This window comes from Yersinia aldovae 670-83, assembly GCF_000834395.1.
GTDB classification, from domain to species: Bacteria; Pseudomonadota; Gammaproteobacteria; order Enterobacterales; family Enterobacteriaceae; genus Yersinia; species Yersinia aldovae.
On sequence record NZ_CP009781.1, the window covers coordinates 4,239,537 to 4,265,460 of the forward strand.

Consider the following 25,924-nt stretch of genomic DNA (forward strand, 5'->3'; position numbering starts at 1 on the left):
AACCTACGTAATATGACTATAGTTTGTCTGACACAAATTTGGTGGTTACAGAGCAGAATTCAGATAATACCTAATCCTATTTAGTCCTTATGGTTTTATCACTCTTTGTACTGCCAGCGTTTGAGTTTTGAGGTTTGACCAATGCCCGGATTAAAACTATTAGTTGGATCTATCTGTTGATAAAACATTTTTAGCGCAGGTTTTGCCAGATAGAGATGACCTACATTGTGCTCTGCTGGGTATTCCGCCCCTTTATCATTCAACAGCGCTAACATTTTTTGTTTTAATGCGTGAGTATCGACGCCTTTTTTAACAATATAATCTTGATGAAAAACGTGACACAGAAAATGACCATAATAGAGTTTTGCCACCAGGCAATTATCAATTTCTGTAGGCAGTGTCTCGAACCAATCCTCCTCATTACGTCGTAGCGCAATATCCAGTGCCAGAATGTCTTCTACTTTATCTGCATGTACTGCGTGATAGCGCACCGCTGCACCTGCGGCGGCAAAACGATGTAAGAAAGCTTTTTTGCCTTCATCTGTGGTGCAGGTAATAAAATTACCTTCTGCGGTCGCAAAAAAATCGCGCAAAAATTGCTGTGCTTCCGCGATACCCTCTCCGGACATTTTTAGCATCAGATGATGTTCATATTTATTACGATAAGTCTTAAGACGCTTTGGTAAATGGTTGGGGAGAATCTGACTAAAGCCTTGCATTACTCTGTCTGTCAGATTGTCGACCAGAAAAGGAACTTTACTGAGACGGGCATCAATTTTACCTTTTAAAGTGAAGAAGCGAGGTATGTTATTGGTACCCATACTATTGATCATAATAAACGTATCTTTACCGTACACTTCTGCAATATCAAAAATATCACGATGCATATATTCGCCAGCGACCGGCAAATGCTTGAAGTCACGTAAAATAGTACGGCGTAATTCAGTTAAAACCTGAGTTTGATTCGTCCCGATATAAAATACTTGCTGTCGCTTCTCTCTGGGGAAAGTATCCAGCCGTACAGCGAAAACAGCTAATTTCCCGGCACAGCCCGATGCTTCGAATAAACGCCGTGGATCGGCGTTAAAACGCGATGGTGTTGGGGCATCAATATCCCTCACCCGAGTAGCATATTCATGGTCTGAGGCTTGCTGTGAGTCATGCTCAATATCACTGGCATGATATTTTCCCTGTTCTAATCGCACCAGGATCTCTTCTGGCGTAATGCCTAAGCTAATGCCTAAATGATTGATGAGTTGCAACTCACCTTGTTCATCTATTTGTGCGTACAGCGCCATTTCGGTGTAAGCCGGGCCGCGCTGTACCAGTGACCCCCCTGAGTTATTACATATTCCCCCAACGACAGATGCACCAATGCAGGAAGAACCAATGACGGAGTGAGGTTCACGATCATAAGGTTTTAATCGTTTTTCCAGTTGATTCAGTGTGCTACCAGGAAAACCTATGACTTGCTTACCATCGTTGAGCAATTGGATTTGATTGAGGCGTAATGTATTCAATATCACAATGGGTCGGTCGTAATCATTTCCGCTAGGTGTAGAACCTTCCGTTAGCCCGGTATTCGCCGCTTGCATAATAACAATGGTATCCGCAGCCACACACGCTTGTAATATCTGCCATTGTTGCAATAACGTTGAAGGAAATACTACGGCGAGTGCAGCACCTGAACCGGACCGAAAACCGGTACGATAACGCTCGGTTTGGCGATCACCGCTCAGTAGGTAGCGCGCTCCAACAATATGCTGCAATTGGGCCAGAAAAGTTTGTGTTTTTTCATCATTGAATGGCTTCATAGGTTTGGCTTCCTGATTATGGTGCTAACCATGTATTTGGGTTTTGCACCCGCAATCGTCTTTATAAGAAAGGTAAATATTTTTCCTGCCATGAAGTAAACATGAGGGAGCGAGGGGTTTCCTGAGAAATCGTTTGCTTTGTGAACAGTATCACATTATTAAATCTGCAATCATTCTTAGCAAATCTTTCAGATACATCACTAAGCATTTTGGTCATAAGGCGAGGGGATATAGAGTAAAATCTAATAATGTGACTGATTAATAAGGTATTTAATTTTATATGGCTAAATATAAAACAAATGATTATTGAAGGCCGTGATTCAAAGGCACGGCCAGCGTCATTTATTTTTTCATTAAAGACTTCAAATTAGCGAATGGATTGTGGGTAGCAACCCCTTGGTCATCCTGCGCGTCATCACCGGCGATCACCGTTGAACCATAGAGATCTGCTTCAGTATATTTGGAGTGTTCATGATCATGACAAAAGAGACATAACATCTCCCAATTGCTGCCATCTTCAGGATTATTGCTGTGATCGTGGTCAATATGGTGAACTGTCAGTTCACGTAGATTTGAATAAACAAACTCCCGCGAACATTTACCACACACCCACGGAAAGATCTTCAGTGCCTTCTCCCGATAACCGCTTTCCAATCGAGAGTAATTCTTCGGTATATATGCCATGTAACCTTCAATATTGCGTAGAGTAATATCTTCATTTTAACGTGAAAGTCTATGGTGGACTACCCACGATTCGGGGAAAATATTTAGGCTACATCCTAAGATTAGTCTCTAATACGGTAGGAACATATTGAATTAGCTATATAAATACACAATATCTGAGCTAAAATTTATTGAGCGAATTTTTGAGACTTTTGCTGATGATTTAAAGGGATAAGACGTTTTACACTGTTCGCATGAGATAACAAGTTTCAATTAATAAGTCTATTTATGCGACAGGCAATAAACGCATTCCGCCTGAAACCCTTTGCCGAAGCAGTTGAGGTGATATGAGAGAATCTGAAGTACTGGCCGAAGTCAGTAACGAAAACCAAACATTGGTAGCCGTCGTACAACAAGATCAGCGTGTTGTGTATTTCTATATCTATCCACAGGAAGCATTTGAAGAACGTTTTCCTGTCCGAGCTTGTTGGGTACGAAATTTGGTCGCAGCACCACAATCAGCGGATAATACAGAAATAGAACGAGGATTAGCACCTCGATTGGTGGCAGAGTTTTGCCGAAATGTTACCGGTGAGGCCGAACTTGATCCGCAACTTATTTCTATCATCTGGACAGAAAGTGATGATGGGGCCGCGTTATGGTATCAGGAGCAATTGCTGGCAATCATTCCCGGTTGGAGTTTATATATTGATCATTCAGTTTACTATTCTGCCAGTTGTATTAAAGATAATCCGCTAACATTACCACTAGGGTCGGCCTCAACCAACAAACAATATGCGCTTGCACAGCAAACGAGGCAATTCTGGCGCATCTGGCAACAAGAGATGGGAAATCCGTGGCCTGCACTACAGCTCGAATATATTCAATATTATGAGCAGCACTTTGGCCCCTCATTGAAGTATTTTGCTATTGATCAGGGGAAGTGGCCCCCTATGGCTATCTCCCAGCATGAAAAAGATGGGATATATTATTTCCTGACATTAGGGGTTAGTATTCGCCCACAGCCTTGGGTTGAAATATTATTTAATGACGATGCAACTCAATATCGGCGCATGGAGATGGCAATAGCCATCGATAGTCAATACGTTAATGAAGACAATGCGATACATATGGCCAGCGCACTGGCGGGCTTTGCGCATGTTCCCTGGAGCAAAATTACCTGGTTGGGTGAAGGCCACACTTTAGCGTCAGAGGTTGCTCCCCAAGGCTATGAGGGCTATATCTTATCGACTATATTATATGCTGATGCAGAGCATCTTATATTGCCTCCGCAACAGGGTGATCCGGTTAATTTATATTGGGCAAGCCCTGTATTTACTAGCGAGCGGGAGTTTGCACATAGGGAACCAAATGGGGGGTATGATTTACTGGAGAAACTTAAGTTACATGGTGTTAATCACATTTTCACCCCACGTCAGGCTGTTATTTAATTCATTTCTGGTCACACTGGTCTGATTTGCAGATTTTGTTATTAGGGTCTTAACTTGATCATGTAGGTGGCAGTTTGAGTGGTATATTCTGACTGAATAATCAAATCAGCTGCCAAAAAATATTAATTTATGGAGGGAGTTATGGGCATACTATCTTGGATTATTTTCGGTCTTATCGCTGGTGTTCTGGCTAAATGGATTATGCCCGGAGAGGATGGCGGTGGATTTATTATGACCGTAATTCTTGGGGTAGTTGGTGCATTGGTCGGCGGTTATATCAGTACATTCTTCGGTATGGGCAAAGTTGACGGTTTTAATTTCGGTAGCTTTGTCGTAGCAGTGATAGGTTCGTTGGTTGTGTTGTTTGCTTATCGAAAACTGAGAAGTTAACTCTTCAATCTCTTGCAATAACAGTGATCTCAGATCACGCATAATCGCGCATTATGCAAAGAGGGAGGTGGCTATTTTGTCACCTTTCTCTCATAAAACCATCATCAATATGCAATAAAAATAGCTGTTAATGGCTCATGTTCACGGGTTTCTGAGAGACATGATATGGGCCAGGCATTACGTAAATTTACTGCTGCCGACTATCCGGCAGCGGCACTAGAACCGCGTAAAAGGGTACTTGCCGTTAAAGGATTGGTTAAAGCATATAAATCTCAGCATCGAGTTCTGGATGATATTAATTTTGAACTTCATGCGGGTGAATTTGTTGCTATTATCGGCCGTTCGGGGGCAGGTAAATCAACATTATTGCATATTTTAAATGGTACTATTCCAAGCAGTTCTGGGGCGGTTATTAATTATCACGACAACGGTGATATCCAAAATATTACCGAGTTGACGCCCAGAGAAATGCGTAAATGGCGTGCAAAATGCGGTATGATATTTCAAGATTTCTGTTTGGTTCCTCGCCTTGATGTTATTACTAATGTTTTATTAGGTCGCCTAAATTATACCTCGACACTCAAGTCCTGTTTCAAAATATTTGCAGACCAAGACCGAGTTCGCGCAATCGAATTATTGCAATGGTTGAATATGTTACCACATGCATTACAACGGGCAGAGAATCTCTCTGGTGGTCAGATGCAGCGGGTAGCTATTTGCCGCGCTATGATGCAAAACCCCAAAATATTGTTAGCAGATGAGCCTGTGGCGTCGCTTGATCCGAAGAATACAATTCGTATTATGAGTACGTTACAGAAAATAAGCGAAAACGATATTGCCGTGATGGTGAACTTACATTCGGTCGATTTAGTGAAAGACTATTGTACTCGGGTTATTGGTATTGCCCATGGGCGAATAGTCTTTGATGGGCCCCCCTCAATGCTGAATGATACAATTATTCAGAATATTTATAGCGATGAGTTAGCTGAGTTTTTGTATTAATATCCACTTATCCCTCTATCATAATAGGTTATTTTAATGAAGAAAGTACTTTGTCTTACCTCATTAGTGGCAAGTATGATGATATTTAATGCTACAGCAGCAGATATGCCAAAAGAAATTAATCTGGGAATTCTTGGTGGGCAGAATGCGACACAGCAAATTGGGGATAATCAGTGTGTCAAAAGTTTTCTGGAAAAAGAGTTGCACGTAAAGACTAATTTACATAATGCCTCTGATTATTCTGGTGTTATTCAAGGAATATTAGGCGGAAAAATTGATCTGGTATTAAGTATGTCTCCTTCCTCTTTTGCATCTATTTATATTAAAGATCCTAAGGCTGTTGATATTGTCGGTATTGCGATTGACGATACTGATCAGTCGCGCGGATATCATTCTGTTGTTGTTGTCAAAGCAGATAGCCCATATCAAAAAATAGAAGACTTGAAAGGCAAAGCGTTTGGCTTCGCTGATCCTGACTCAACGTCGGGTTTCTTAATTCCTAACCAAATTTTCAAACAAAAATTTGGTGGAACATCAGATAATAAATACAACGATTTCTTCTCCAGCGTGACTTTCTCGGGCGGTCATGAGCAAGATATTCTGGGAGTGATTAATGGCCAATTCGCAGGTGCGGTAACCTGGGCTTCAATGATTGGTGACTATAACACTGGTTATACGAGTGGTGCATTTACCCGCATGATCCGTATGGACCACCCAGATTTAATGAAACAGATCCGCATTATTTGGCAATCTCCATTAATTCCTAATGGCCCGATTTTAGTTCGCAGTGCATTACCTCCTGAATTTAAAGCTCAGTTAGTCGCAGCAGTGAAAAAGTTGGATAAAGAAGAACATGGCTGTTTCATTAAAGCTATGGGTGGCAAACAGCATATCGGTGACACATCACTTAGTGAGTATCAAACGATTATCGATATGAAGCGCGAATTAACCAAAGGCGATCGTTAAATCGATCCGCTGGATAAAACAAAATAGCTCTGGTTACCCAGAGCTATTGCTTTTAGGTGGTAACTTATTTTGAATACAGACTTTAACCACTATTACCAGCGCATTCGTAGCAAGCAAAAGCGCGAAACCTTGATTTGGTCGCTGGCTCTGGTAATTATTTATCTTGGTGCAGGAAGTCTTGCCGAGTTTAATCTTCATACTATTTTTATTTCTATCCCACATTTTTTTGATTATCTGGCTGAAACTATTCCAGTGCTTCATTGGCATAGCTTATTTTCTGATGGCCATACTGAAGGCTCTTTTGCTTATTGGGGATATCGGTTGCCAATTCAATTACCTTTAATTTGGGAAACCCTGCAACTGGCGGTAGCATCGACGATTTTATCGGTAATGGTGGCAGTTGTTCTGGCATTTATGGCCGCCAATAATACTTGTAGCCCTCCTTTATTGCGATTATTTATTCGCACTTCTGTCGCTTTTTTGCGCACGATGCCAGAATTAGCTTGGGCGGTGATGTTTGTTATGGCATTTGGTATTGGTGCTATTCCCGGTTTTCTGGCTTTGGCATTACACACTATCGGTAGCTTGACTAAACTATTTTATGAATCATTGGAAACAGCTTCGGATAAACCGGTTCGTGGATTAGCAGCTTGTGGTGCGGGTAAGTTGCAGCGAATGCGTTTTGCACTCTGGCCACAGGTCAAGCCTATATTCCTCTCTTATAGCTTTATGAGATTAGAAATAAACTTTCGCCAGTCAACCATCTTAGGCTTGGTTGGCGCTGGAGGGATAGGGCAGGAATTGATGACATCTATAAAATTGGATCGTTATGATCAAGTCAGTATGACCTTACTGTTGATTATTATTGTGGTTTCACTATTGGATTATACCTCCGGTAAGTTGCGAAAACGAGTTGTGGAAGGAGCATCATAATGTTGGTTAAACACCTAAAAACTGAACAAGTATTATCTATGAAGCAACAATATCCGCAACTTTTCTTGCAGCAAAGGCGCTATATCCGTTTAGTAACCGCGGTCACTGTAGGCATTATTTTGTATTATCTTTTTTTCTTCAAGATATTCGGCATACCCTGGCAGACCTTTGCCAATGGCAGCCAACAAATAAGTCGTTATTTTTTGCGCATGTTTGTCTGGCATGATTTTGTTAATTGGCCATTTAAATACTATTTTGGTCAGATTTTTATCACCTTAGCAATTGTTTTTGCTGGGACATTAACCGCCACACTTGTTGCCTTACCGCTGTCATTCATGGCGGCGCGCAATGTTATGTCGACCCCTAGGTTGCGTATTGTTTCATTTATAGTACGCCGTTTCCTCGATATCTTCCGTGGTATTGACATGGCTATCTGGGGCTTGATTTTCGTCCGAGCAGTGGGGATGGGGCCACTGGCGGGGGTATTGGCAATCATCATGCAGGATATGGGATTGCTGGGTAAACTATATGCCGAAGGTCATGAAGCTGTCGATAAATCGCCTAATCGTGGTTTAACCTCTATGGGAGCAAACGCCCTGCAAAAACAACGCTTTGGTATTTTTACACAATCTTTTCCCACATTTTTAGCATTAAGCCTTTATCAAGTCGAGTCTAATACTCGTTCTGCAGCCGTATTAGGCTTTGTTGGCGCTGGTGGGATCGGTTTGGTATATGCCGAGAATATGCGGCTATGGAATTGGGATGTGGTGATGTTTATCACATTGATTATGGTTGTCATTGTTATGGTAATGGACAAGGTATCTGCTATATTGCGCAGAAAGTATATAATTGGCGAAGAGATTACACTGTATCAGCCTATTAATAGTATTAAAGATAATATTTAATGATGCTAATGAATAAGTATTATATCGATTACCTTAATTTGACGTTTCCTTCACTGCTTTACTTGTTATAAGTATTTATTTAGATAAGTTTAGCACTTTAGTCATTTATCAGATTTACATTGAGAAAATCGGCATAAATCTATACAATACTGCCCGCTAGACGTTAAAGAAGCCTTTTTTTCTTGCGACATTCGCATGCGTCTACTCTAAATAATAGGAATAGGGCAGTAATATGATCAACAACGATGTACTCCGCAGTGTTCGCTATATGCTTAACGTTAACGATACCAAAATAGCAGAAATTATTAAGCTGGCCGATTTTGAAGTGGATAATGCGGATGTCATTAATTTTCTTAAAAAAGAAGATGAAGCGGGTTATCAGGATTGCCCCGATTTGGTGATGGCGCATTTCCTTAATGGCCTAATTTTCTTCAGACGTGGTAAAGATGATAAGTTCCCCGCGCCTGCGGTAGAACCTGTCATTACCAACAACATCGTGTTGAAAAAACTGCGTGTAGCATTTGAGCTAAAAGATACTGATATGCAAGATGTTTTCAACGCCGTTGAATTCCCAGTATCCAAACCTGAGTTAAATGCGCTGTTCCGCAAAGAGGGGAGTAAAAACTTCCGTCCTTGTGGTGATCAAGTACTACGTTATTTCTTGAAAGGTCTAACATTACGCATCCGTGGCCCTAAAAAGTAATATCAATAACATGAGTAATGCGTAACTAATAATAAGACAGGAGTGGCAATGAGCCATTCCTTTTTTGTTAATATAATGTCTTCATTTATATCTATCTTTTACTCCATCAGACACCTATATGTAATATATGCTCCTCTTGCTGCACTCTATTTTTCTATTTCATCGTAATTATAGTTATCTGCACTATTGCGGCCCATCCACAGACTGGCAAGAAGTTATATGACCAATACCATGATCTTTCAACTGTGAGTCCGATTGAAATTTCATAAGCGGGTATTGAGTGTAAATTTTAAAAAACGACGCTATTTGAAACGCTGAGTGTGCTAGAAGGTCTTGAATTGGCAAAAATACCAAAACCGCCTGGGCCTGTTTATGTGTAAAACTAAATGGTGAGTAGCAGGTTCAGATTGATAAAATATTCCTGATGTTGCGTTTAAGTGATATTAGTTTGTGTCAGGCTGGTTTGTTATCTCACGGGCAGACGCTGTTTCTTGACATTGATATGTTACTGGTGCAGGTCCACATCCACATTTGTTGTTACTGGATGAACTTATCGCAGGTATGATAGATGTAAAGACAGCCTATACCGCAGGGCTATTTAACCCCTTGACAGGCAAGCATTCATTCGTGGTCGCGGGGCATGATATGGTGGGTTATCGAAACGATTGCCAATAATGAAATACCCCGTTGTGGCGGAGATATCTTTGCCAGCCAGCAGCAATTGGCTATGCATTTTCTTGCCAGCCTTGGCTGCTAATGCTGGATAAACCAACCGAGGACATTCAATCCTCGGTTATCAAGGAAATTAGTGCTGTTATCAAAAAACTCTTCGCTCAGGGGGATATGGCTATCCTGGTGGGTTGAACAGTTTTATTATTTTGTCACAGAACTGGCGGATAGCAGTCTAGTGATGTTCCGCAGAAAAATTGCCCAAAAAGTGCGTGGAAACGATATAGAGCTTGATAATATCCGCAATCTGGTAGTGATTGAGTTCCAAATCACGGGAGCTGTGTGTCCTCTATTGGCAGTGAGCCAGATGCACCCCATTCAGCCCAAGAACCGTCATAGAGCGACACTGATGGCGTATTTAACGCAGCTAAACCTAGTGTAACCACAGCTGCTGTTACCCCAGAACCGCAGCTGGTGATAATAGGTTTAGTTAAATCGACTCCTTGTGCGGCAAAAATATCTGCCAGCGCTTGCGGCGACTTCAGATTACCATTTTCGACCATGCTCCCCCACGGCACATTAATGCTGCCAGGAATTCGTCCCAGCCGTAGGCCGGGGCGAGGTTCAGGCTCCTGAGCCTTGAATCTGGCTGCTGGTCGGGCATCAAGAATCTGCACTTCGTCGTTACCTAATACAGCGAATACTTCATTCACACTTTTGACTGCTGCGGCATTAAATGTAGTTTTGAAAATCTGCGAGGCAGGATTGGTTTGACCACTTTCCAAGGCATAGCCAGCCTGTTGCCAACCGTTTAAACCACCAGCCAGTATATGCACGTTTTTTGCACCGAAAGTACGGAGCATCCACCAAACTCTTGGTGCAGAAAATAGGTTGCCGTCATCATAGATCACTAAAGTTTGCTGCTCGCTGATACCCAATTTTCCCACTTTCTCACTGAATACTTGGGGCGAGGGCAGCATATGTGGAAGCTCGGTGCTGTGGTCAGCTACAGCGTCGATATCAAAATAAGCTGCACCTGGGATATGACCCAGCTCAAATTCAGCTTGAATATTTCGTTTTGGCACCAAGCCCGGAGGCGACATTCTGGCATCCAGAATAACCATGTTGGCATCATTAATATGTGCGGCCAACCATTGTGGTGTAACCAAAAAAGGTGAATTCATGGCAAGTTACCTGTCAAAGTTATAAAGAGGCAGTTCAGCCGATAGCTTCTTCGTGCTACCTACTATATAACGAAATTTTTCTAATGAAACTCGGCTTTGTTATTAATGCGTAACATTTCGCATTTGTTGGAATTTATTATCCATTTTATTGCATTTTATAAATGAATAGTTCATTTTTCTGGTGTTTAGATATCTTCATTTGTGAGACTGCTACAAGGATTTACCTTCTGTTTATGCAATGTTTCATTAATCCAAAGTCTTTCTTAGTAGTATCTCGCAAAAAGAGTTTTTCGTTCTATTTTTATCTTGATGATGAAATTTTAATTTCGTATAACCATGAGTAAGTAAAGTCTCTTTTTGGGGCTTGATCTATAAACAGGCGAGGGGAATAGAATGAATAAAGTTCGAATTGGCCTTATCGGTACTGGATATATTGGCCGCTGTCATGCCATTGCTTACACACAGGTTTCAACGGTTTTTCCGTTAAAAGGGCAACTGGTATTAGAGATGTTGGCAGAGGTTACACCTGAATTAGCGCAGCAGCGTGCAACTGAGTTTGGTTTTGCTCGTTCTACTGCAAATTGGAAGACGCTGGTTGCTGATCCTGATATTGATGTCGTGGATATATGTGCACCTAATTTCCTGCACAAAGAGATGGCGCTGTTAGCGATTAGTCACGGTAAACATGTTTATTCAGAAAAACCGCTGGCTCTTAATGCTGCGGATGCCAAAGAAATGGCTGACGCTGCACGGGCAAAAGGAGTGAAAACACTGGTGGGTTTCAATTATATGAAAAATCCAACCAGTCAATTGGCAAGGGAAATCATCGCGAATGGTGAGATTGGCGAGATTGTCCATTTTTACGGTACTCACAATGAGGACTACCTGGCCGACCCACGGACACCTTTGGATTGGCACTGTACTAAAGCACAAGCGGGCTTGGGGGCTTTGGGGGATTTAGCGGCCCACATTGTTAATATGGCGCATTATCTGGTTGGTGATATCACGAGTGTATCGGGTGATATGCAGACTATCATTAAACAGCGGCCTGACCCTAAGGAGCCTGCCCAGCTCAGAACAGTGGAAAATGAAGACCAAGCCAGTGCCTTGGTGCGTTTTGCCAATGGTGCAATGGGCACAATCGAAACATCACGTATAGCTTGTGGCCGTAAAATGGGGCTGACGTATGTTGTCACTGGTACCAAAGGTACAATTAGCTATTCTCAGGAGCGCATGGCTGAATTACAGCTATATCGTCATGATGACCCACAAGCCAGACAAGGGTTCAAAACCATTCTTACCGGGCCACAGCATCCAGACTATGCCGCATTTTGTATCAGTGCAGGGCACGGCATAGGATTTAACGATCAAAAAACCGTAGAGATTCGTGATCTAATTAACGGAATTGCTGCTGGAGATCGGATGTGGCCGGATTTTGAAGAGGGTTGGAAAGTCTCAAAAGTATTGGATGCAATCGCCGTGTCAGCGCAGGAAAAATGCTGGAGAGCAGTATAAATATATTTAATTGAGCTGCTGATCCTGTTGTAACGTAAAAATACGGGGTCAAAGTGGTCAGTAAATTTTCTTATAATCGTAATGCTTTTAGTTGGTTAGCCGTAATTCTTATTCAGATCATGCAGATATAAATTATGCCTGGTATGAACCGAGATATACCGCCCACTAATATTAAAATCGATAACCATCAACGCGGAGTTGCTCATTGTTTCAATGAACAACTCCGCGAGCGGATAAAGCGACTATTTTTTGGCTGATCATGGCCGGGGGCTACCCCACTTGGGCAGGGGTTGGCATAATCTTCCTTTGACTGCTTTTTATCTGCTAGTCATTTCGTCTCCAACACTGAGTTTGACAAGACTCAGAGCCTTTTTTGAACACCGTACAGCAGAACGAGTGCGACATATTCAACTTTGAATGAGGCTGCACAGTACCGGTTTTTTGTTATTTTTAAATCTCAATCCTAGCCAAGCCACCATGATTTACTGTTTTGCCCTGTTATGGGTTGCGTTAGATTTATTTTAAAAATTGCTATCAATATTAGTAGGCAGCAAGCAATTTGTGGTGAGCATCTATACTTAATGGTTGTAGACATTTGCATTTTCAATATTATAAATTGAAGCATATCCCAGTTATCTCAGTGAGAAAAAGTGCCCGAGGGAGTTCTCCAGCATAGTGTAATTGAAAGAAGTAATAGCCGTTTCCCATCGGATTAAAGCGTTCCATAGGTTTAGGTAATGAATGCAGTTATGGAAATGGGGTGATTGTCCCGATATTGCTTTTAGTTTGTTCAATAATTTGTAGTTGGCTGTTGTTATATACAGTATTTTGTGTAATCTTAACTTGGCTACTGTTAGAAAATTTGATCGTAAGTTCTCAGCAACTATACAGTTATTAATTAGGAAGGTGAATTGATCAAACTCATTTCACGTTAATAATACATTTAATATCAGTCAGTTATTTGGTTTGTTTTGAGCCAATTCAACTATAGTTACGGACGTACAAGTTACGCGTTTTACAAATGGTAACGCCTGAACTCTCTTATCCCCTAAGTATATAGAGGTAAAGCATGGTAATGAACCTAATCCGTGGCCGGATTTTTGTGTTGGTGGCAATGATGATTACGCTATCAATTGGTGTATCTCACGCAGCAGATACTGTCCGTGTTGGCTCTAAAATTGATACTGAAGGTTCACTGCTGGGCAATATTATTGTGCAGGTTTTAGAAACTAACGGGATCAAAACCACCAATAAGTCACAACTGGGTACGACTAAAGTTGTTCGTGGCGCGATATCTGCTGGTGAGATAGATATTTACCCTGAATATACAGGCAATGGTGCTTTCTTCTTTTCAGATGAAAAAGATCCTGCCTGGAAAAATGCCAAAGCGGGTTACGAGAAAGTCAAAGCTCTGGATTATGATAAAAATAAATTAGTGTGGCTTGAACCTGCGCCGGCTAATAATACTTGGACAATTGCTGTACGTAAGGATTTGGCTAAGGCAAATAATCTCAAGACATTGGAAGATTTAGGTAAATGGATTAACGCAGGGGGGAAATTCAAATTGGCAGCTTCTGCCGAGTTTATCGAACGTCCGGATGCATTACCCGCTTTCCAGCAAGCCTATGGTTTTCAATTGAATCAGGACCAACTGCTCTCTTTAGCGGGAGGTGACACTGCGGTCACTATCAAAGCGGCTGCGGAGCAAACTTCCGGTGTGAATGCTGCTATGGCTTATGGTACCGATGGTCCGGTTGCGGCTTTGGGCCTGCAAACATTGGATGACCCTAAGGGGGTGCAACCTATCTATGCTCCCGCCCCGGTTATCCGTGAGGCTACACTGAAAGCACACCCAACTATACCTGCGTTGCTTAATCCGGTATTTGCCTCACTTGATGCTCCGACGTTACAAAAACTGAACGCTCGTATCGCTGTTGAAGGACAAGATGCAAAAAAAGTAGCGGCTAATTATCTGAAAGAAAAAGGGTTTATTAAGAAATGATGGTGTCTATCAAGGATGATGCTACAACGCGTTCATTTTATTGTGCCATCCAATTAACGGGTAGCCTAAGTTTTATCAGGCTATTTGGTAAGGAGATGGATTTGTTATGGTTGTGAAAAACCGTGTCTTGTTAACACTGACTATTTTGATGGTTTTAGCGGGTGCATGGCTCTCATTTCTTAGTCATGCACCTAACCGGTTAATCTCTGGTCAAGGGGTCCCGTTAGCGTCATTAATAACCGGTTTAGTCTGGTGGCTTCTTGTGCCAATGCTGGTATTGATTGCGTTCGCTTTCGTTAAACAAAATATTCTGAGCTATTGGTTGATTGCACTATCAGCTGGATTCTTGCTGTTCGGCTTGCTGTTATTAGCAGGCACTACTGCAACACAGCTTGCGGGAGGGGAAGACAGTTTAACGCGCATTTCTTTAGGCGGGGGGTTCTGGCTAATGAGTGGGCTGAGTGTATTGATTGCCGTCGATAGTTGGTCTCGCGCAATTGTTAGTCCAGCCTGGCGCAGCTTGGCAAACGTCTTACTGATACTTCCTGTCGCAGTATTGTTGACAACCGGCCAACTAAACAATCTCTCATTGATGAAAGAATACTTTAATCGCCAGGACGTGTTTGATGATGCCCTGTGGCAACATGTGCAAATTCTATTGGCAACATTGGTTCCGGCTATTGTTTTGGGAATTCCTCTCGGCTTACTTTGTTTTCGAGTACCACGTTTTCAACGCGCGATTTTCTCAACATTAAATATCATTCAAACTATTCCATCTATTGCGCTATTCGGCTTATTGATTGCTCCTCTAGCCAGCTTAGCTGCTGCTATTCCCTGGTTGGCAGAGCATGGAGTCAGTGGCATAGGGCTGGCACCTGCGATAGTGGCGTTAGTGCTCTATGCCTTGTTACCGTTAGTACGTAATGTGGTCGCTGGGTTAGATGCTGTTCCTGACAGTGTTGTGGAGTCTGCGCGGGGAATGGGGATGACTCGCAGTCAGTTATTCTTTCGGGTACAAACTCCAATCGCAATGCCACTTATTTTGTCAGGCATTCGCATTATTTCCGTTCAAACTGTGGGGCTGGCTGTCGTCGCCGCACTTATCGGCGCTGGTGGGCTGGGAGCAATTGTATTTCAAGGATTATTAAGTAGCGCATTGGACTTGGTGCTGCTAGGTGTTATACCCGTGATAGTGATGGCGGTCATTGTTGATTCACTGTTTAAATTTATCGTTACTTTTATGGATACTTCTCGTCGATGATTCATTTCCATCAGGTGAGTAAATATTTTGCCGGTAAACAGGCGGTAGATAACTTATCGTTGCAGATTGCCAAGGGGGAATTTGCCGTGCTTATTGGTACTTCTGGTTCCGGTAAATCAACCACACTGAAAATGATTAACCGTCTGATTGAACACGACGAAGGAGAGATCCACTTTGCCGGTGAAGAAATTCGTAATTACAAACCCGAAGATTTACGGCGACGGATGGGCTATGCCATTCAGTCAATAGGGTTATTTCCTCATTGGACTGTGGAACGTAATATTGCCACTGTACCTCAGTTACTAAAATGGCCACAAGAGCGTATTCGGCAACGTGTTCTTGAATTACTTGAACTATTGCATTTGGCTCCAGAACAGTTTCTTCACCGTTATCCCCATCAGCTTTCTGGTGGTCAGCAACAGCGGGTAGGTGTCGCGAGAGCTTTAGCCGCTGATCCTGAAGTGTTATTGATGGATGAGCCATTTGGTGCGTTAGATCCTGTTACTCGTTCAGCTTTGCAGTTAGAAATTACCCGTATTCATCAATTGTCTGGCCGAACCATTGTGCTGGTAACCCATGATATCGATGAGGCGTTAAGTCTGGCTGATCGTATTGTGTTAATGGATGAAGGAAGGGTTATTCAACAAGGTACACCGCTTGAGATGCTGACTCAGCCTGTCAATGATTTTGTCCGCGATTTCTTTGGCCGCAGCGATCTCGGTATCAAGTTGCTATCGCTGGGATGGGCTGAACAAAGAGTTCGGCGCGGTGAAACATTGGTAGGGCAGCCAATTCTAGGCTCGACCAGTCTGCGCGAAGCTCTTTCCCTGTTTGTATCGCGTCAGACTGATAAGTTACCAGTAGCCAATGAGCAGGGGCAGCTATTGGGGGTGCTCTATTTTGCTGATTTGGTGGCAAATAAGGAGGAAGCATGAGGCTACAGAGAGCCAAAGTTAATGATATGAATATGGTGACTATAGCAAATATATCATCTGGTCTATCCCGTTGGCTAAAAGACCCTCTGTTTTGGGCACTGCTCTTATTATGTGCATTAGTTTTTGGTATGACCTCGTTGCGTGGTTTTTTTGCCATATTATTTCCTGACCTTGACCGGCCCATCTATTTGCAGGATACATTCTGGTCACTGGTTGTTGCCCATGTTCTGCTGGTTCTGGCATCCAGCATTATTGCTATTTTCATTGGTGTTTCTGCCGGTATAGCCGTAACACGATCGGCGGGGAAAGAGTACCGATCCGTAGTGGAAACCGTGGTAGCGATGGGGCAGACCTTCCCACCTGTAGCTGTATTAGCGATTGCCGTGCCGGTTATGGGGTTTAGTGAGAAGCCAGCGATTATCGCGTTAGTGCTCTATGGCTTACTGCCTATCTTACAAGGGACCATTGCGGGTATCGAATCAGTTTCGCGCGGTATCCATGAGGTAGCCGAAGGTGTGGGAATGAGTGCCCGCCAGATTTTGTTGCAAGTCGAACTCCCTTTGGCAGCGCCAGTTATCGTTGCGGGTATTCGTACTTCAGTAATTATCAATATTGGTACTGCGGCTATAGCATCCACTGTAGGCACCAAAACACTAGGTTCTCCCATTATCATCGGTTTGAGTGGTTTTAATACCGCTTATGTAATTCAAGGGGCAATCATCGTTGCCCTGTTAGCCATTATTACCGATATGATTTTTGAACGGTGGAGTCAGCGTTTATCACGCTGGCGGGGTCTGCAATCTTAAGCGGGAACGAGGACTGATTCTCGCTTGTAGTGATTCTCACGTACTACAGATTTTATGGTGCTATGTTTGTTCTCTGTAGGCATCACTAAAGGTAAATGGGGAACATTAATTAATGTATTACTGGAGTTTAAACAGCATTATGACACTAATACACCATTATCGATTTGCTTACCTGAATTAGCAAAAAATCACCCACAGCATTACGCTCATCTAGGGTTGAAAACCTTGTGTGACACAATGTTCACGTACATGCAAACCAGTGAAATGGATAAGCTACAGACAGACGCTTTCGGCCATTTACCCATTCCTATGGCCTTACCCCGTCAGGCTTTCCAGGATCATATGGCCGGGCGTTGTGAGTTGTTGCCGATTGATAAGTTAGCTGGGCATATTTCGGCTGTAGGTGTCATTCCTTATCCTCCGGGGATTCCTATTGTGATGCTGGGGGAATGCTTTGGTTCTGATAACGAGCCGTGATTAAGTTACATTCGAAGTCTTGCTAAATGGGATCAGCATTTCCCCAGTTTTGAGAAGATTCTTGAGGGGGCTGAGCGCAAGGGGGGCAGTATCATATTTGGGTATTGAAACCGTAGGTTGGAATCGAACGATGATTACCGCGATGGCTGTGGGAGATATTTTTCGCCCCTACCGTTCTTAGGTATTTGAACGGATCTGGGGCTTACTGGCTTTTTGCCGCAATAATTGCGCGACTTAATCGGTAGTTACGGTGCTTCCTGACCATTATTGGATAAACCCGCCGGGCCAATATCAGATAACGGAGAAGATTCAGTCGCATTGGTATCAAGAGGCGTGGTTGAACGGGTATAGATATTCAGCCCTGCCAGGAAAACGCCGCCTAATGAACTCAGTGCCATTATCGCAATCAGGATAATGAGTGCTTTTCTTAGCATAATTTTTTTCACTTTTTATCTAAACAGCAGGAATTATAGTCTGTTCACTAAATGAAACAACCATGTTGAGGTTAATGATAATGTGGCTACAGCGGTGAGAACGGATTGATCGTAAAAACGCCAACTCCCTTTATAAAAATAAGCTCCCTTGTAGGGCCGAGCTGAGGTATCCCTGACGTGGGCACTTTACCGTTCTGGCAGCCCTCGCCAGCAGTAATAGTGTGGTTGGGGTTTGCCAGCAATCTGATGTTGTACTTTTGCCCCCTAAAGGGGTCGGGTGTGGTGTTTAAACTGAGGTTTCGCGGCGTTTAAATAGAAATTTACCCAAGGTAACCAATACTACCGCCGACACTATGATTGCCAATGCGCACCATTCAGTGGTTGATAAACTTTCACCCGCAAAGCTAATACCCAGTAACACCGCCACAACGGGGTTGACATATGCATAGCTGGTAGCGACTGCTGGGCGGACATTTTTTAGCAAAAACATATATGCGCTGATGGCAAGCATTGAGCCAAAAACAATCAAATAGAGTAGCGAGAGTATCCCGCTCATCGAGGGCATTTGACTCAGTTCCTCACCACTTAATGTACTGCCAATCAACAATATCACTCCGGCTACCAGCATTTGTGCCGCGCCAGACATCGGGCCGTTGGGAAGTGATAATTTGGAGCTCCAGACTGAGCCAAATGCCCAACTGGCTGAAGCCAATAAGATCAGCATTGCTCCCATAGGGTTACCTAATAGGTTACTGCCAGTGTTCAGCAATATTATCCCGACTAGCCCAAGAGCTATTCCAGCCCATTCCAATTTAGTGTTACGCATACCCCATAACAGACTGAAACACAAAGTGAAAAGAGGCACTGTTGCCACCATTACTGCGGCAATTCCTGATGGGACATGTTGGTGCTCCGCGATAGTGACCAGCCCGTTACCGATGGCCAGTAATAAAATACCGATAGCACTGGCTCCCATCCATTGCCGTAAAGTAGGCAGTGTGTGGCCTCGGATGGTCAGGAAGCTGAACAGCAAAATTCCGGCAATCAGATAACGTAAACCCGCCATCATTAAAGGAGGCCAGCTTTCTACACCGATGCGAATGACCAGATAGGTTGAACCCCAGACGAAGTACAAGGTGAAAAGTGAACCAACCAGCAACCACATATTACGGCTATTTTGCTTCAACATAGTTATTCAACTAAAAAGGGGCAGTAAACAGATAGGCATCAGTAAACCTGAGAATAGCGATGTTTAGCAAAGGTTTTTATCATTTTTTTACTTTTCAATTTTTCACCTGAATTTTTCTCTAAAACAGCAACTTATTCTTTATTTAATTGGGCAGTTAAAGAGTTTTCAGTGATAAAAACTACCTACTTAATGAAAGGTAAATAGGCTTCAGACATGATGCTTAAATCTTATTTGTGGTTATCAGACAAGGTAATGATTTATGGCTGCAATTGCTTTAGCAAGAAATTCCGTTCTTTGTACTCGCTATGTTACTTGTGACCGTGACAGAGGCGGCACAGACAGATTATGCTTTCTTGTCCGCTCACGCTTTGCAGCATAACCAACAAGCTATTGCACAATAAAAAACCGTAAAAGAGAGGTTTCTGGCCTATCATCAATTGTTGCGATGGGTGGATAGCGCGTTGAAACAGCCAGACCCCAGTGTGACGGAAAAAAAATCACCTCATCCAGCAGTTCCAGACATGATTATCTTAGTATCAGTGGCTATTAGTGGTTGGTTCCACTACGGGTTCAGGCCGATAACGGCGTGAGTAAAGAACACTATTGGCAAAGCGCAGAGGGGAGATGATTGAGGCGTTACGCGAGACATTGTTACTGTTGATGCGGCTTAATTAATTTTTCATCCCTGACTTTTTTATAAAATAGAGCATTGTTTATAAATATAGAAAAAAGAAGCCGGGAATTATCCCGGCATAATAGACACTACATATATCACTAAATAGATTATGCGAAAATATAAAGGCCATCCACAATGGAGCAATGAGGGCAATGCAACGGGTTAAATACTAGAATTGATAAACTAAACCTACAGCAACCACATTATCTGTATTGAGCTTCAGTTTGTTATCATCACTCAGTTGGTTTATTTTATAATCGACATAAGTGGACATGTTTTTGTTAAAGTAGTAATAAGCACCGATATCAACATATTTAACCAGATCAGTGTCACCGATTCCTTCAATGTCTTTGCCTTTAGATTGAATGTAGGCTAAAGATGGTTTTAATCCGAAATCGAACATATATTGTGCAACCAATTCTATGTTTTGTGTTTTATTGGCAAAACCACTGACGCTAGTAGACACATTATTGATGGATGCCGTACCTGAAATTGGTGTCATATTGCGGGTTTCTGCATAAGTTGCTCCCAGATAAACCCCGTTATTGTCATATTTCAGACCGGTTGTCCAGGCATCGGCCTTGTCACCTTTGCCAAAATCGCCGTTTTTCTGTGCGGTGGTGCGATTTGATGAAGCATAGGCTGCACCTACGCTAACGCCGGCACCGATCTCATAGCTGGAAGACAAACCAAAGCCGTCACCATTCTGTTTGCTTGCGTCGGGACGCCCGTTATTGCTGTCTGACGGGCTGCCGTTTTTACCCTGATATTGCAGGGAAAACTTAAGGCCATCAACCAGATCAAAGAAATCGGTATTGCGGTAAGTTGCAACGCCAGTAGTGCGGCCAGTCATAAAGTTATCTGTTCTGGTGTAACTGTCGTTACCGAACTCAGGCAGCATATCGGTCCAGGCGGCGACATCATATAAAACGCCATAATTACGGCCATAGTCGATTGAGCCTAATTTTCCGTAACGCAAACCCGCGAAAGCCAAACGAGTTTTATTGTCTTTAGTTTCCTGGCTTTCAGCGTAGTTTGCGGCAACGTTATATTCCCACTGACCATAGCCAGTGAGTTGGTCAGTAATCTGAGTGGCACCTTTAAAACCGAAGCGTACATAAGATTTGTCGCCATCACTTTTATTATTATCAGAAAAGTAATGTAATGCTTTTACTTTTCCGTATAAATCCAGCTTATTACCATCTTTATTATAAATTTCTGCTGCGTGCGATGTGGTGGCAACTAATAGAGCCGGTACCAGGATTGCCAGAATATTACGTTTCATGTTTTTTGCCCTGTTTCTCTTATTAAAAAGACGCGAGTAATGGATTTATTGACCGTATTCAATGTCTGTCTTAATTCATCCAGCGCAGAATTTTTACCGCATCTGTGTGATGTATTTATGACAAAACATAAATAATTGCGACATTAGGTAAATATTTACCTTTTTCACGGGGATAAACTGACACTTCACCTCAGGCCACCCAGCTTGTCACCGCCCGGTTTTTCAACCGGTGTAGCTTTCGGGCTGACGCGAGCGCCGCTCTATGTGACAATAGGGCAACACTCAGTTTAGATAAGATATGCATGGCGTTGTCCCCAGCAGTAAAAGAGCAAATCAGTCAGTGGTATAAGGCGCTTTCGCAGCAGATCCCAGATTTTATCTCACGCGCGCCACAGCGTCAGATGATTGCCGAGGTGGCGAAAACATTGGCAGGTGATGCTGGCCGCCACTTGGCAATAGAAGCGCCGACCGGTGTCGGCAAGACGTTGTCCTATCTGATTCCCGGTATCGCGGTCAGTCGTGCGGAAAGTAAACCGTTGGTGGTGAGTACCGCGAATGTGGCGCTACAGGATCAGATTTACAGCAAAGATTTGCCGTTGTTAAAGAAAATCATTCCTGATCTCAAATTCACCGGTGCTTTCGGGCGCGGGCGGTATGTTTGTCCGCGTAATCTGGCGGCAATGTGTACCGATGTTTCCGGGCAGGGGGATTTATCCCTGTTTCTCGGTGATGAGTTGGCCCCGGCTAATGGTGAGGAGCAAGCGACCTGCCTGACATTGTCTAAATTACTGAGCAGCCATGTCTGGGATGGGTTACGGGATCACCATCAGTTGGCACTCAGTGACAGCTTATGGGCCAAACTGAGTACCGATAAGGCCAATTGTCTTGGGCGGAATTGCCATTATTTCCGTGAGTGCCCGTTCTTTATTGCTCGCAAAGAGATTGAAAGTGCTGATGTGGTGGTCGCAAACCATGCACTGGTCATGGCGGCGCTGGAGACTGAATCCGTGCTGCCCAATCCGAAGGAGCTGCTGCTGGTTTTAGATGAAGGGCATCACTTACCGGATGTGGCGCGGGATGCCTTAGAGATTGAAGGTGAGATCACCGCAGTTTTTGCCAATATGCAGTTGGATATGATTGTGCGGCTGGTGGATCAATGCATGGTGCAATATCGGCCCAAAAATCCCCCCGGATTGGCAAACCCGGAACGGTTAAAAGACCATTGTGAGCAGTTACGCGAACTGATGTTGAGTGTTGAGCAACAAGTCAGCCTACTTTTACCTGAACAAGGGAATCCGGTTGTGTATCGCTTTGAAATGGGCGAACTGCCGGGTAGTTTGACTGAGGATTGTGCCAAATTATTTAAGCTGACCGACGCCTTGCGTGGGCTGGCTGAGTTTGTGCTTAATGATTTGAGTGAGCAGACTGGTAAGCACGATATCGTTCGTTTACATCGCGCTATCTTGCAGATGAGCCGGACTTTGGGCTACCTGGAAGCCATGAGTAAGCTGTGGCGGCTGGCCGCGATGGAGAAAGCCTCGAACGCCCCCATCTCCAAATGGGTAACCCGCGATTACCGCGAAAACCAAACCCATCTCTATTTCCATTGTGTGGGGATCCGTGTCAGTGATCAGCTTGATAAAATGTTATGGCGCAAAGTTCCCCATGTGATTGTTACCTCTGCGACCTTACGTTCACTGAATAGCTTTGCACGTTTACAAGAACTAAGTGGCCTAAGTGAGAAAGCCGGTGATCGCTTTGAAGCGCTATCGTCACCGTTTAATCATATTGAGCAGGGGAAGCTGATTATCCCCAAAATGCGTTTTGAGCCGACGATGGCTCATGAAGCGGAACATTTGGCGGAAATGGCCCAATTCTTCCGCGCGCAGCAGGCCAGCGGGCGGCATAAAGGAATGCTGATTCTGTTCAGTAGCCATCGTGCAATGCAGACTTTTCTCAGTCATGTCACCGATCTGCGTTTGATGTTGTTAGTGCAAGGGGATCAACCCCGTTATCGCCTGGTTGAAGAGCACCGCAAGCGGGTGACTAACGGTAGCGCCAGTGTATTGATTGGTCTGCAATCATTTGCCGAAGGGCTGGATTTAAAAGGGGAATTACTCACCCAGGTACATATTCACAAGATTTCATTCCCCCCGATTGACAGCCCGGTTATTCTCACGGAAGGGGAGTGGCTGAAGTCTTTGAAACGTTATCCGTTTGAAGTGCAGAGCCTGCCAAGTGCTTCGTTTAACCTGATCCAGCAAGTCGGGCGGTTAATCCGCAGTAATGAATGCCACGGTGAAATTGTGATTTACGATCGGCGGTTATTGACCAAGGGCTACGGTTCCCGGCTATTGGCGGCGCTACCGGTCTTCCCGATTGAACAACCTGAGATGCCTGAAGGGGCTGAGGCACCGGTTGTCAACGTGGTGGCTAAACCTGTGACAAAAAAGGTAAGGCGCAAGCGCGGATAAGGTGATATCCCTGTTGTTAACGCATTATTAATACAAATTACCGTTTCATATGAAATCTTTCCCGATAGGCATGAATTCAATGACTAAGCTTATATAAATCGCAGGTGAGCTGATCTTAATAGATTCAGCCGCAGTACCTCCGGTGAGAATTGCTGGTTATTGGTTAGCGATGACGCTAACTGTTATCGACATATTTAGCGGGCAAGGGTGAAGCAGAATGAAACAGCTAATGGCAGAGTTTATTGGCACTTTCTGGTTGGTATTAGGCGGGTGTGGTAGCGCGGTGTTGGCTGCAATGTTCCCGGTGGCGGGTATTGGATTTCTTGGTGTTGCACTGGCATTTGGTTTGACCGTCGTCACAATGGCTTATGCCCTTGGGCATATCTCTGGCGCGCACTTTAACCCAGCAGTTTCACTGGGGTTATGGGTCGGCGGGCGCTTTTCAGGTGCGCAATTGGTGCCTTACATCATCGCGCAGGTATTGGGTGGGCTGACAGGTGCTGCAATCTTGTATCTTATCGCCAGTGGCAAAGCGGGCTTCGATGTCAGTGCCGGTTTCGCCAGTAATGGTTTTGGTGTCCGCTCGCCGGGGGGATATAACTTGCAGTCGGTGCTGGTGGCTGAGGTGGTTCTGACGATGGGATTTGTGATGGTTATCATGGGGGCGACAGATAAACGTTCTCCCGCAGTCGCAGCTCCGCTGGCTATTGGGTTGTGCTTAACACTGATCCATTTAGTCTGTATTCCAGTGGATAACACTTCGGTCAACCCCGCGCGCAGTACCGGTGTGGCAATCTTTGCCGGTGGCATTGCACTGCAACAGCTCTGGGTATTCTGGCTGGCTCCGTTGGTGGGCGGTGCTTTAGGCGGGGCAATTTATCGTGTTTTATTCAGCCCTGCGGAAGAGGTTAGAAAACTGTCATAACTGATATTAATTCATGTATTATTACTCTCAATCGGTCACTGCTGTGTTTTTCACTCAGCAGTGACCGATTCTCCTTACCAGTACCAACCAATTATCTCACTAGTGACATTGTCGCTCATCGCTATAAAGCGGCCCAATATCCTTGAATAAAGCGGGTTAGGGGAAACTTATCGGCATAACCATCACTATAAATGATAAAATTTCGGCAATATTTAACCTGATTTATATTTAACCGATCCTGGCAGGAGAAATACCAGATCATGGATTACAGCAAGATTATCAAAGAAATTGGACGCGGTAAGAACCACGCGCGTGATCTGGATCAGTCCACTGCCTATGAACTGTATAAAGCGATGTTAGCAGGACGGGTTCCGGCGCTGGAATTGGGCGCTATCCTAATCGCTTTTCGTATTAAAGGTGAGTCCGATCAGGAAATACTGGGTTTCTATCAGGCGATGCAAGAGCAGGTGATGTCATTACGTGCACCACAGGGCCGCCCGTTACCGGTGGTTATCCCCAGTTATAATGGTGCGCGCAAACAAGCTAATCTGACCCCGTTGTTGGCGCTGCTGCTATCACGTATGGGGTTACCCGTGGTTGTGCACGGTGTGACAGAAGACAGTAGCCGCGTTACCAGTGCTGAGATTTTCCAGCAGTTGAACATGCCGTGGTCGCTTAATGCACAAGAGGCTCAACAGCGGCTAGATCATGGTTTGCCGGTTTTTGTTCCCGTAGCCGCATTGTCGTCTCAACTTGACCAGCAATTGCAGCAACGCTGGCGTATGGGGGTGAGAAACAGTAGCCATACGCTGGCAAAACTGGCAACACCGTTTATTCACGATAACGCGCTCCGGTTAGCCAGTGTTTCTCATCCCGAATATATGCAGAAAGTGGGTGGTTTTTTCCAGGCTATCAATGCGCCAGCCTTGTTGCAACAAGGTACTGAAGGGGAGGTTTACGCCAACCCATTACGTTGTCCACCAATTCATCGTATCAATGATGGTGAGCAGAGTATCTTGTTGGAGCGTCAAATCGAGCCAAACGAAGCTGAACTCCCCCCGTCGCGAGATGCCGCCATCACGGCTCGTTGGATCGAATCCTGTTTGGCTGGCAAGCAACTGATCCCTGAGGCAATTTTAAAGCAGGTTGCGTGTTGTCTGGTGGCAGTAGGGCGGGCGGAGAATGTCGGGCAAGGGCTGCAACAGATCGGCTTACTTCATTTTGATGGAAATGGCCATTCACCCGCTTTGCAGTGATTTATGCTA

At 44.0% G+C, this 25,924-nt stretch carries 21 protein-coding genes and 3 pseudogenes; 18 read left to right on the plus strand and 6 right to left on the minus strand.

From position 1 onward, the window contains the following. Positions 1-98 precede the first annotated feature (98 nt). The gene (dld, locus tag AT01_RS19085; protein ID WP_042548260.1) at positions 99-1,814 is read right to left on the minus strand and encodes a D-lactate dehydrogenase; all 1,716 of its coding nucleotides are present in this window, start codon (positions 1,812-1,814) and stop codon (positions 99-101) included. Positions 1,815-2,156: 342 nt separating this feature from the next. Next, the gene (gene yajD / locus AT01_RS19090) at positions 2,157-2,498 is read right to left on the minus strand and encodes an HNH nuclease YajD (RefSeq protein ID WP_042548261.1); all 342 of its coding nucleotides are present in this window, start codon (positions 2,496-2,498) and stop codon (positions 2,157-2,159) included. A 326-nt stretch (positions 2,499-2,824) separates the two neighbouring features. Between yajD and AT01_RS19095 the strand changes: the two genes are divergently transcribed. The 9 genes and pseudogenes from AT01_RS19095 to AT01_RS22410 all read left to right on the plus strand — a co-directional run. After that, positions 2,825-3,928: a suppressor of fused domain protein gene (locus AT01_RS19095; RefSeq protein ID WP_042548262.1), complete on the plus strand. Its 1,104-nt coding sequence runs from the start codon at positions 2,825-2,827 to the stop codon at positions 3,926-3,928. Positions 3,929-4,069: 141 nt separating this feature from the next. Then, positions 4,070-4,318, plus strand: coding sequence for a GlsB/YeaQ/YmgE family stress response membrane protein (locus AT01_RS19100; protein WP_004699494.1), 249 nt, complete (start codon positions 4,070-4,072; stop codon positions 4,316-4,318). A gap of 165 nt (positions 4,319-4,483) precedes the next feature. After that, the gene (gene phnC, locus AT01_RS19105; RefSeq protein WP_042548263.1) at positions 4,484-5,320 is read left to right on the plus strand and encodes a phosphonate ABC transporter ATP-binding protein; all 837 of its coding nucleotides are present in this window, start codon (positions 4,484-4,486) and stop codon (positions 5,318-5,320) included. Positions 5,321-5,356: 36 nt separating this feature from the next. Continuing rightward, positions 5,357-6,286, plus strand: a complete 930-nt coding sequence (gene phnD, locus AT01_RS19110) for a phosphonate ABC transporter substrate-binding protein (RefSeq protein ID WP_042548264.1) — start codon at positions 5,357-5,359, stop codon at positions 6,284-6,286. A gap of 69 nt (positions 6,287-6,355) precedes the next feature. Further along, positions 6,356-7,219, plus strand: a complete 864-nt coding sequence (gene phnE, locus AT01_RS19115) for a phosphonate ABC transporter, permease protein PhnE (RefSeq protein WP_042548265.1) — start codon at positions 6,356-6,358, stop codon at positions 7,217-7,219. Further along, entirely contained in the window at positions 7,219-8,124 is a 906-nt protein-coding gene (gene phnE / locus AT01_RS19120) for a phosphonate ABC transporter, permease protein PhnE (protein ID WP_042548266.1), read from the plus strand. The genes phnE (AT01_RS19115) and phnE (AT01_RS19120) overlap by 1 nt, the downstream gene beginning before the upstream one ends. Before the next feature lie 232 nt (positions 8,125-8,356). After that, a complete protein-coding gene (locus AT01_RS19125) occupies positions 8,357-8,827 on the plus strand; it encodes a YehS family protein (protein ID WP_042548267.1) in 471 nt (156 codons plus the stop codon). A gap of 200 nt (positions 8,828-9,027) precedes the next feature. Then, positions 9,028-9,475 (plus strand): annotated as a pseudogene (locus AT01_RS22405) (ABC transporter ATP-binding protein); the annotation flags it as partial. Between the two features lie 60 nt (positions 9,476-9,535). Then, positions 9,536-9,815 (plus strand): annotated as a pseudogene (locus AT01_RS22410) (ABC transporter ATP-binding protein); the annotation flags it as partial. 10 nt (positions 9,816-9,825) lie between these two features. On the opposite strand, the gene sseA reads toward AT01_RS22410, so the two are convergent. Continuing rightward, positions 9,826-10,680 (minus strand): 3-mercaptopyruvate sulfurtransferase, encoded by an 855-nt coding sequence (gene sseA, locus AT01_RS19135; RefSeq protein WP_042548268.1) that lies wholly within the window; start codon positions 10,678-10,680, stop codon positions 9,826-9,828. 393 nt (positions 10,681-11,073) lie between these two features. Here sseA and AT01_RS19140 point away from each other — a divergent pair, with 393 nt between their 5' ends. From AT01_RS19140 to AT01_RS19165, 6 genes and pseudogenes are all read left to right on the plus strand, one after another. Beyond that, a complete protein-coding gene (locus AT01_RS19140) occupies positions 11,074-12,195 on the plus strand; it encodes a Gfo/Idh/MocA family protein (RefSeq protein ID WP_042548269.1) in 1,122 nt (373 codons plus the stop codon). Positions 12,196-13,264: 1,069 nt separating this feature from the next. Then, on the plus strand, positions 13,265-14,197 hold the full coding sequence (osmF, locus tag AT01_RS19145) for a glycine betaine ABC transporter substrate-binding protein OsmF (RefSeq protein ID WP_042548270.1): 933 nt from the start codon (positions 13,265-13,267) through the stop codon (positions 14,195-14,197). A 106-nt stretch (positions 14,198-14,303) separates the two neighbouring features. Continuing rightward, a complete protein-coding gene (locus tag AT01_RS19150) occupies positions 14,304-15,458 on the plus strand; it encodes an ABC transporter permease (protein WP_042548271.1) in 1,155 nt (384 codons plus the stop codon). Further along, positions 15,455-16,393 (plus strand): ABC transporter ATP-binding protein, encoded by a 939-nt coding sequence (locus AT01_RS19155; RefSeq protein WP_042548272.1) that lies wholly within the window; start codon positions 15,455-15,457, stop codon positions 16,391-16,393. The genes AT01_RS19150 and AT01_RS19155 overlap by 4 nt, the downstream gene beginning before the upstream one ends. Before the next feature lie 128 nt (positions 16,394-16,521). Next, on the plus strand, positions 16,522-17,199 hold the full coding sequence (locus tag AT01_RS19160) for an ABC transporter permease (protein ID WP_162484253.1): 678 nt from the start codon (positions 16,522-16,524) through the stop codon (positions 17,197-17,199). A gap of 36 nt (positions 17,200-17,235) precedes the next feature. Continuing rightward, positions 17,236-17,792 (plus strand): annotated as a pseudogene (locus tag AT01_RS19165) (Orn/Lys/Arg family decarboxylase); the annotation flags it as partial. Between the two features lie 129 nt (positions 17,793-17,921). Here the strand turns inward: AT01_RS19165 and AT01_RS19170 are convergent. From AT01_RS19170 to ompF2, 3 genes are all read right to left on the minus strand, one after another. After that, the gene (locus AT01_RS19170; protein ID WP_042548275.1) at positions 17,922-18,110 is read right to left on the minus strand and encodes a hypothetical protein; all 189 of its coding nucleotides are present in this window, start codon (positions 18,108-18,110) and stop codon (positions 17,922-17,924) included. Positions 18,111-18,396: 286 nt separating this feature from the next. Continuing rightward, entirely contained in the window at positions 18,397-19,299 is a 903-nt protein-coding gene (gene yedA, locus AT01_RS19175) for a drug/metabolite exporter YedA (RefSeq protein ID WP_042548276.1), read from the minus strand. An 845-nt stretch (positions 19,300-20,144) separates the two neighbouring features. Continuing rightward, a complete protein-coding gene (gene ompF2, locus AT01_RS19180; protein WP_042548277.1) occupies positions 20,145-21,260 on the minus strand; it encodes a porin OmpF2 in 1,116 nt (371 codons plus the stop codon). A 302-nt stretch (positions 21,261-21,562) separates the two neighbouring features. Between ompF2 and dinG the strand changes: the two genes are divergently transcribed. The 3 genes from dinG (at position 21,563) to ybiB (ending at position 25,915) form a co-directional block, all read left to right on the plus strand. Then, entirely contained in the window at positions 21,563-23,734 is a 2,172-nt protein-coding gene (gene dinG, locus AT01_RS19185) for an ATP-dependent DNA helicase DinG (RefSeq protein WP_042548278.1), read from the plus strand. 217 nt (positions 23,735-23,951) lie between these two features. Then, entirely contained in the window at positions 23,952-24,659 is a 708-nt protein-coding gene (aqpZ, locus tag AT01_RS19190; RefSeq protein WP_004699472.1) for an aquaporin Z, read from the plus strand. Between the two features lie 260 nt (positions 24,660-24,919). Next, the gene (ybiB, locus tag AT01_RS19195; protein ID WP_042548279.1) at positions 24,920-25,915 is read left to right on the plus strand and encodes a DNA-binding protein YbiB; all 996 of its coding nucleotides are present in this window, start codon (positions 24,920-24,922) and stop codon (positions 25,913-25,915) included. Positions 25,916-25,924: the final 9 nt, after the last annotated feature.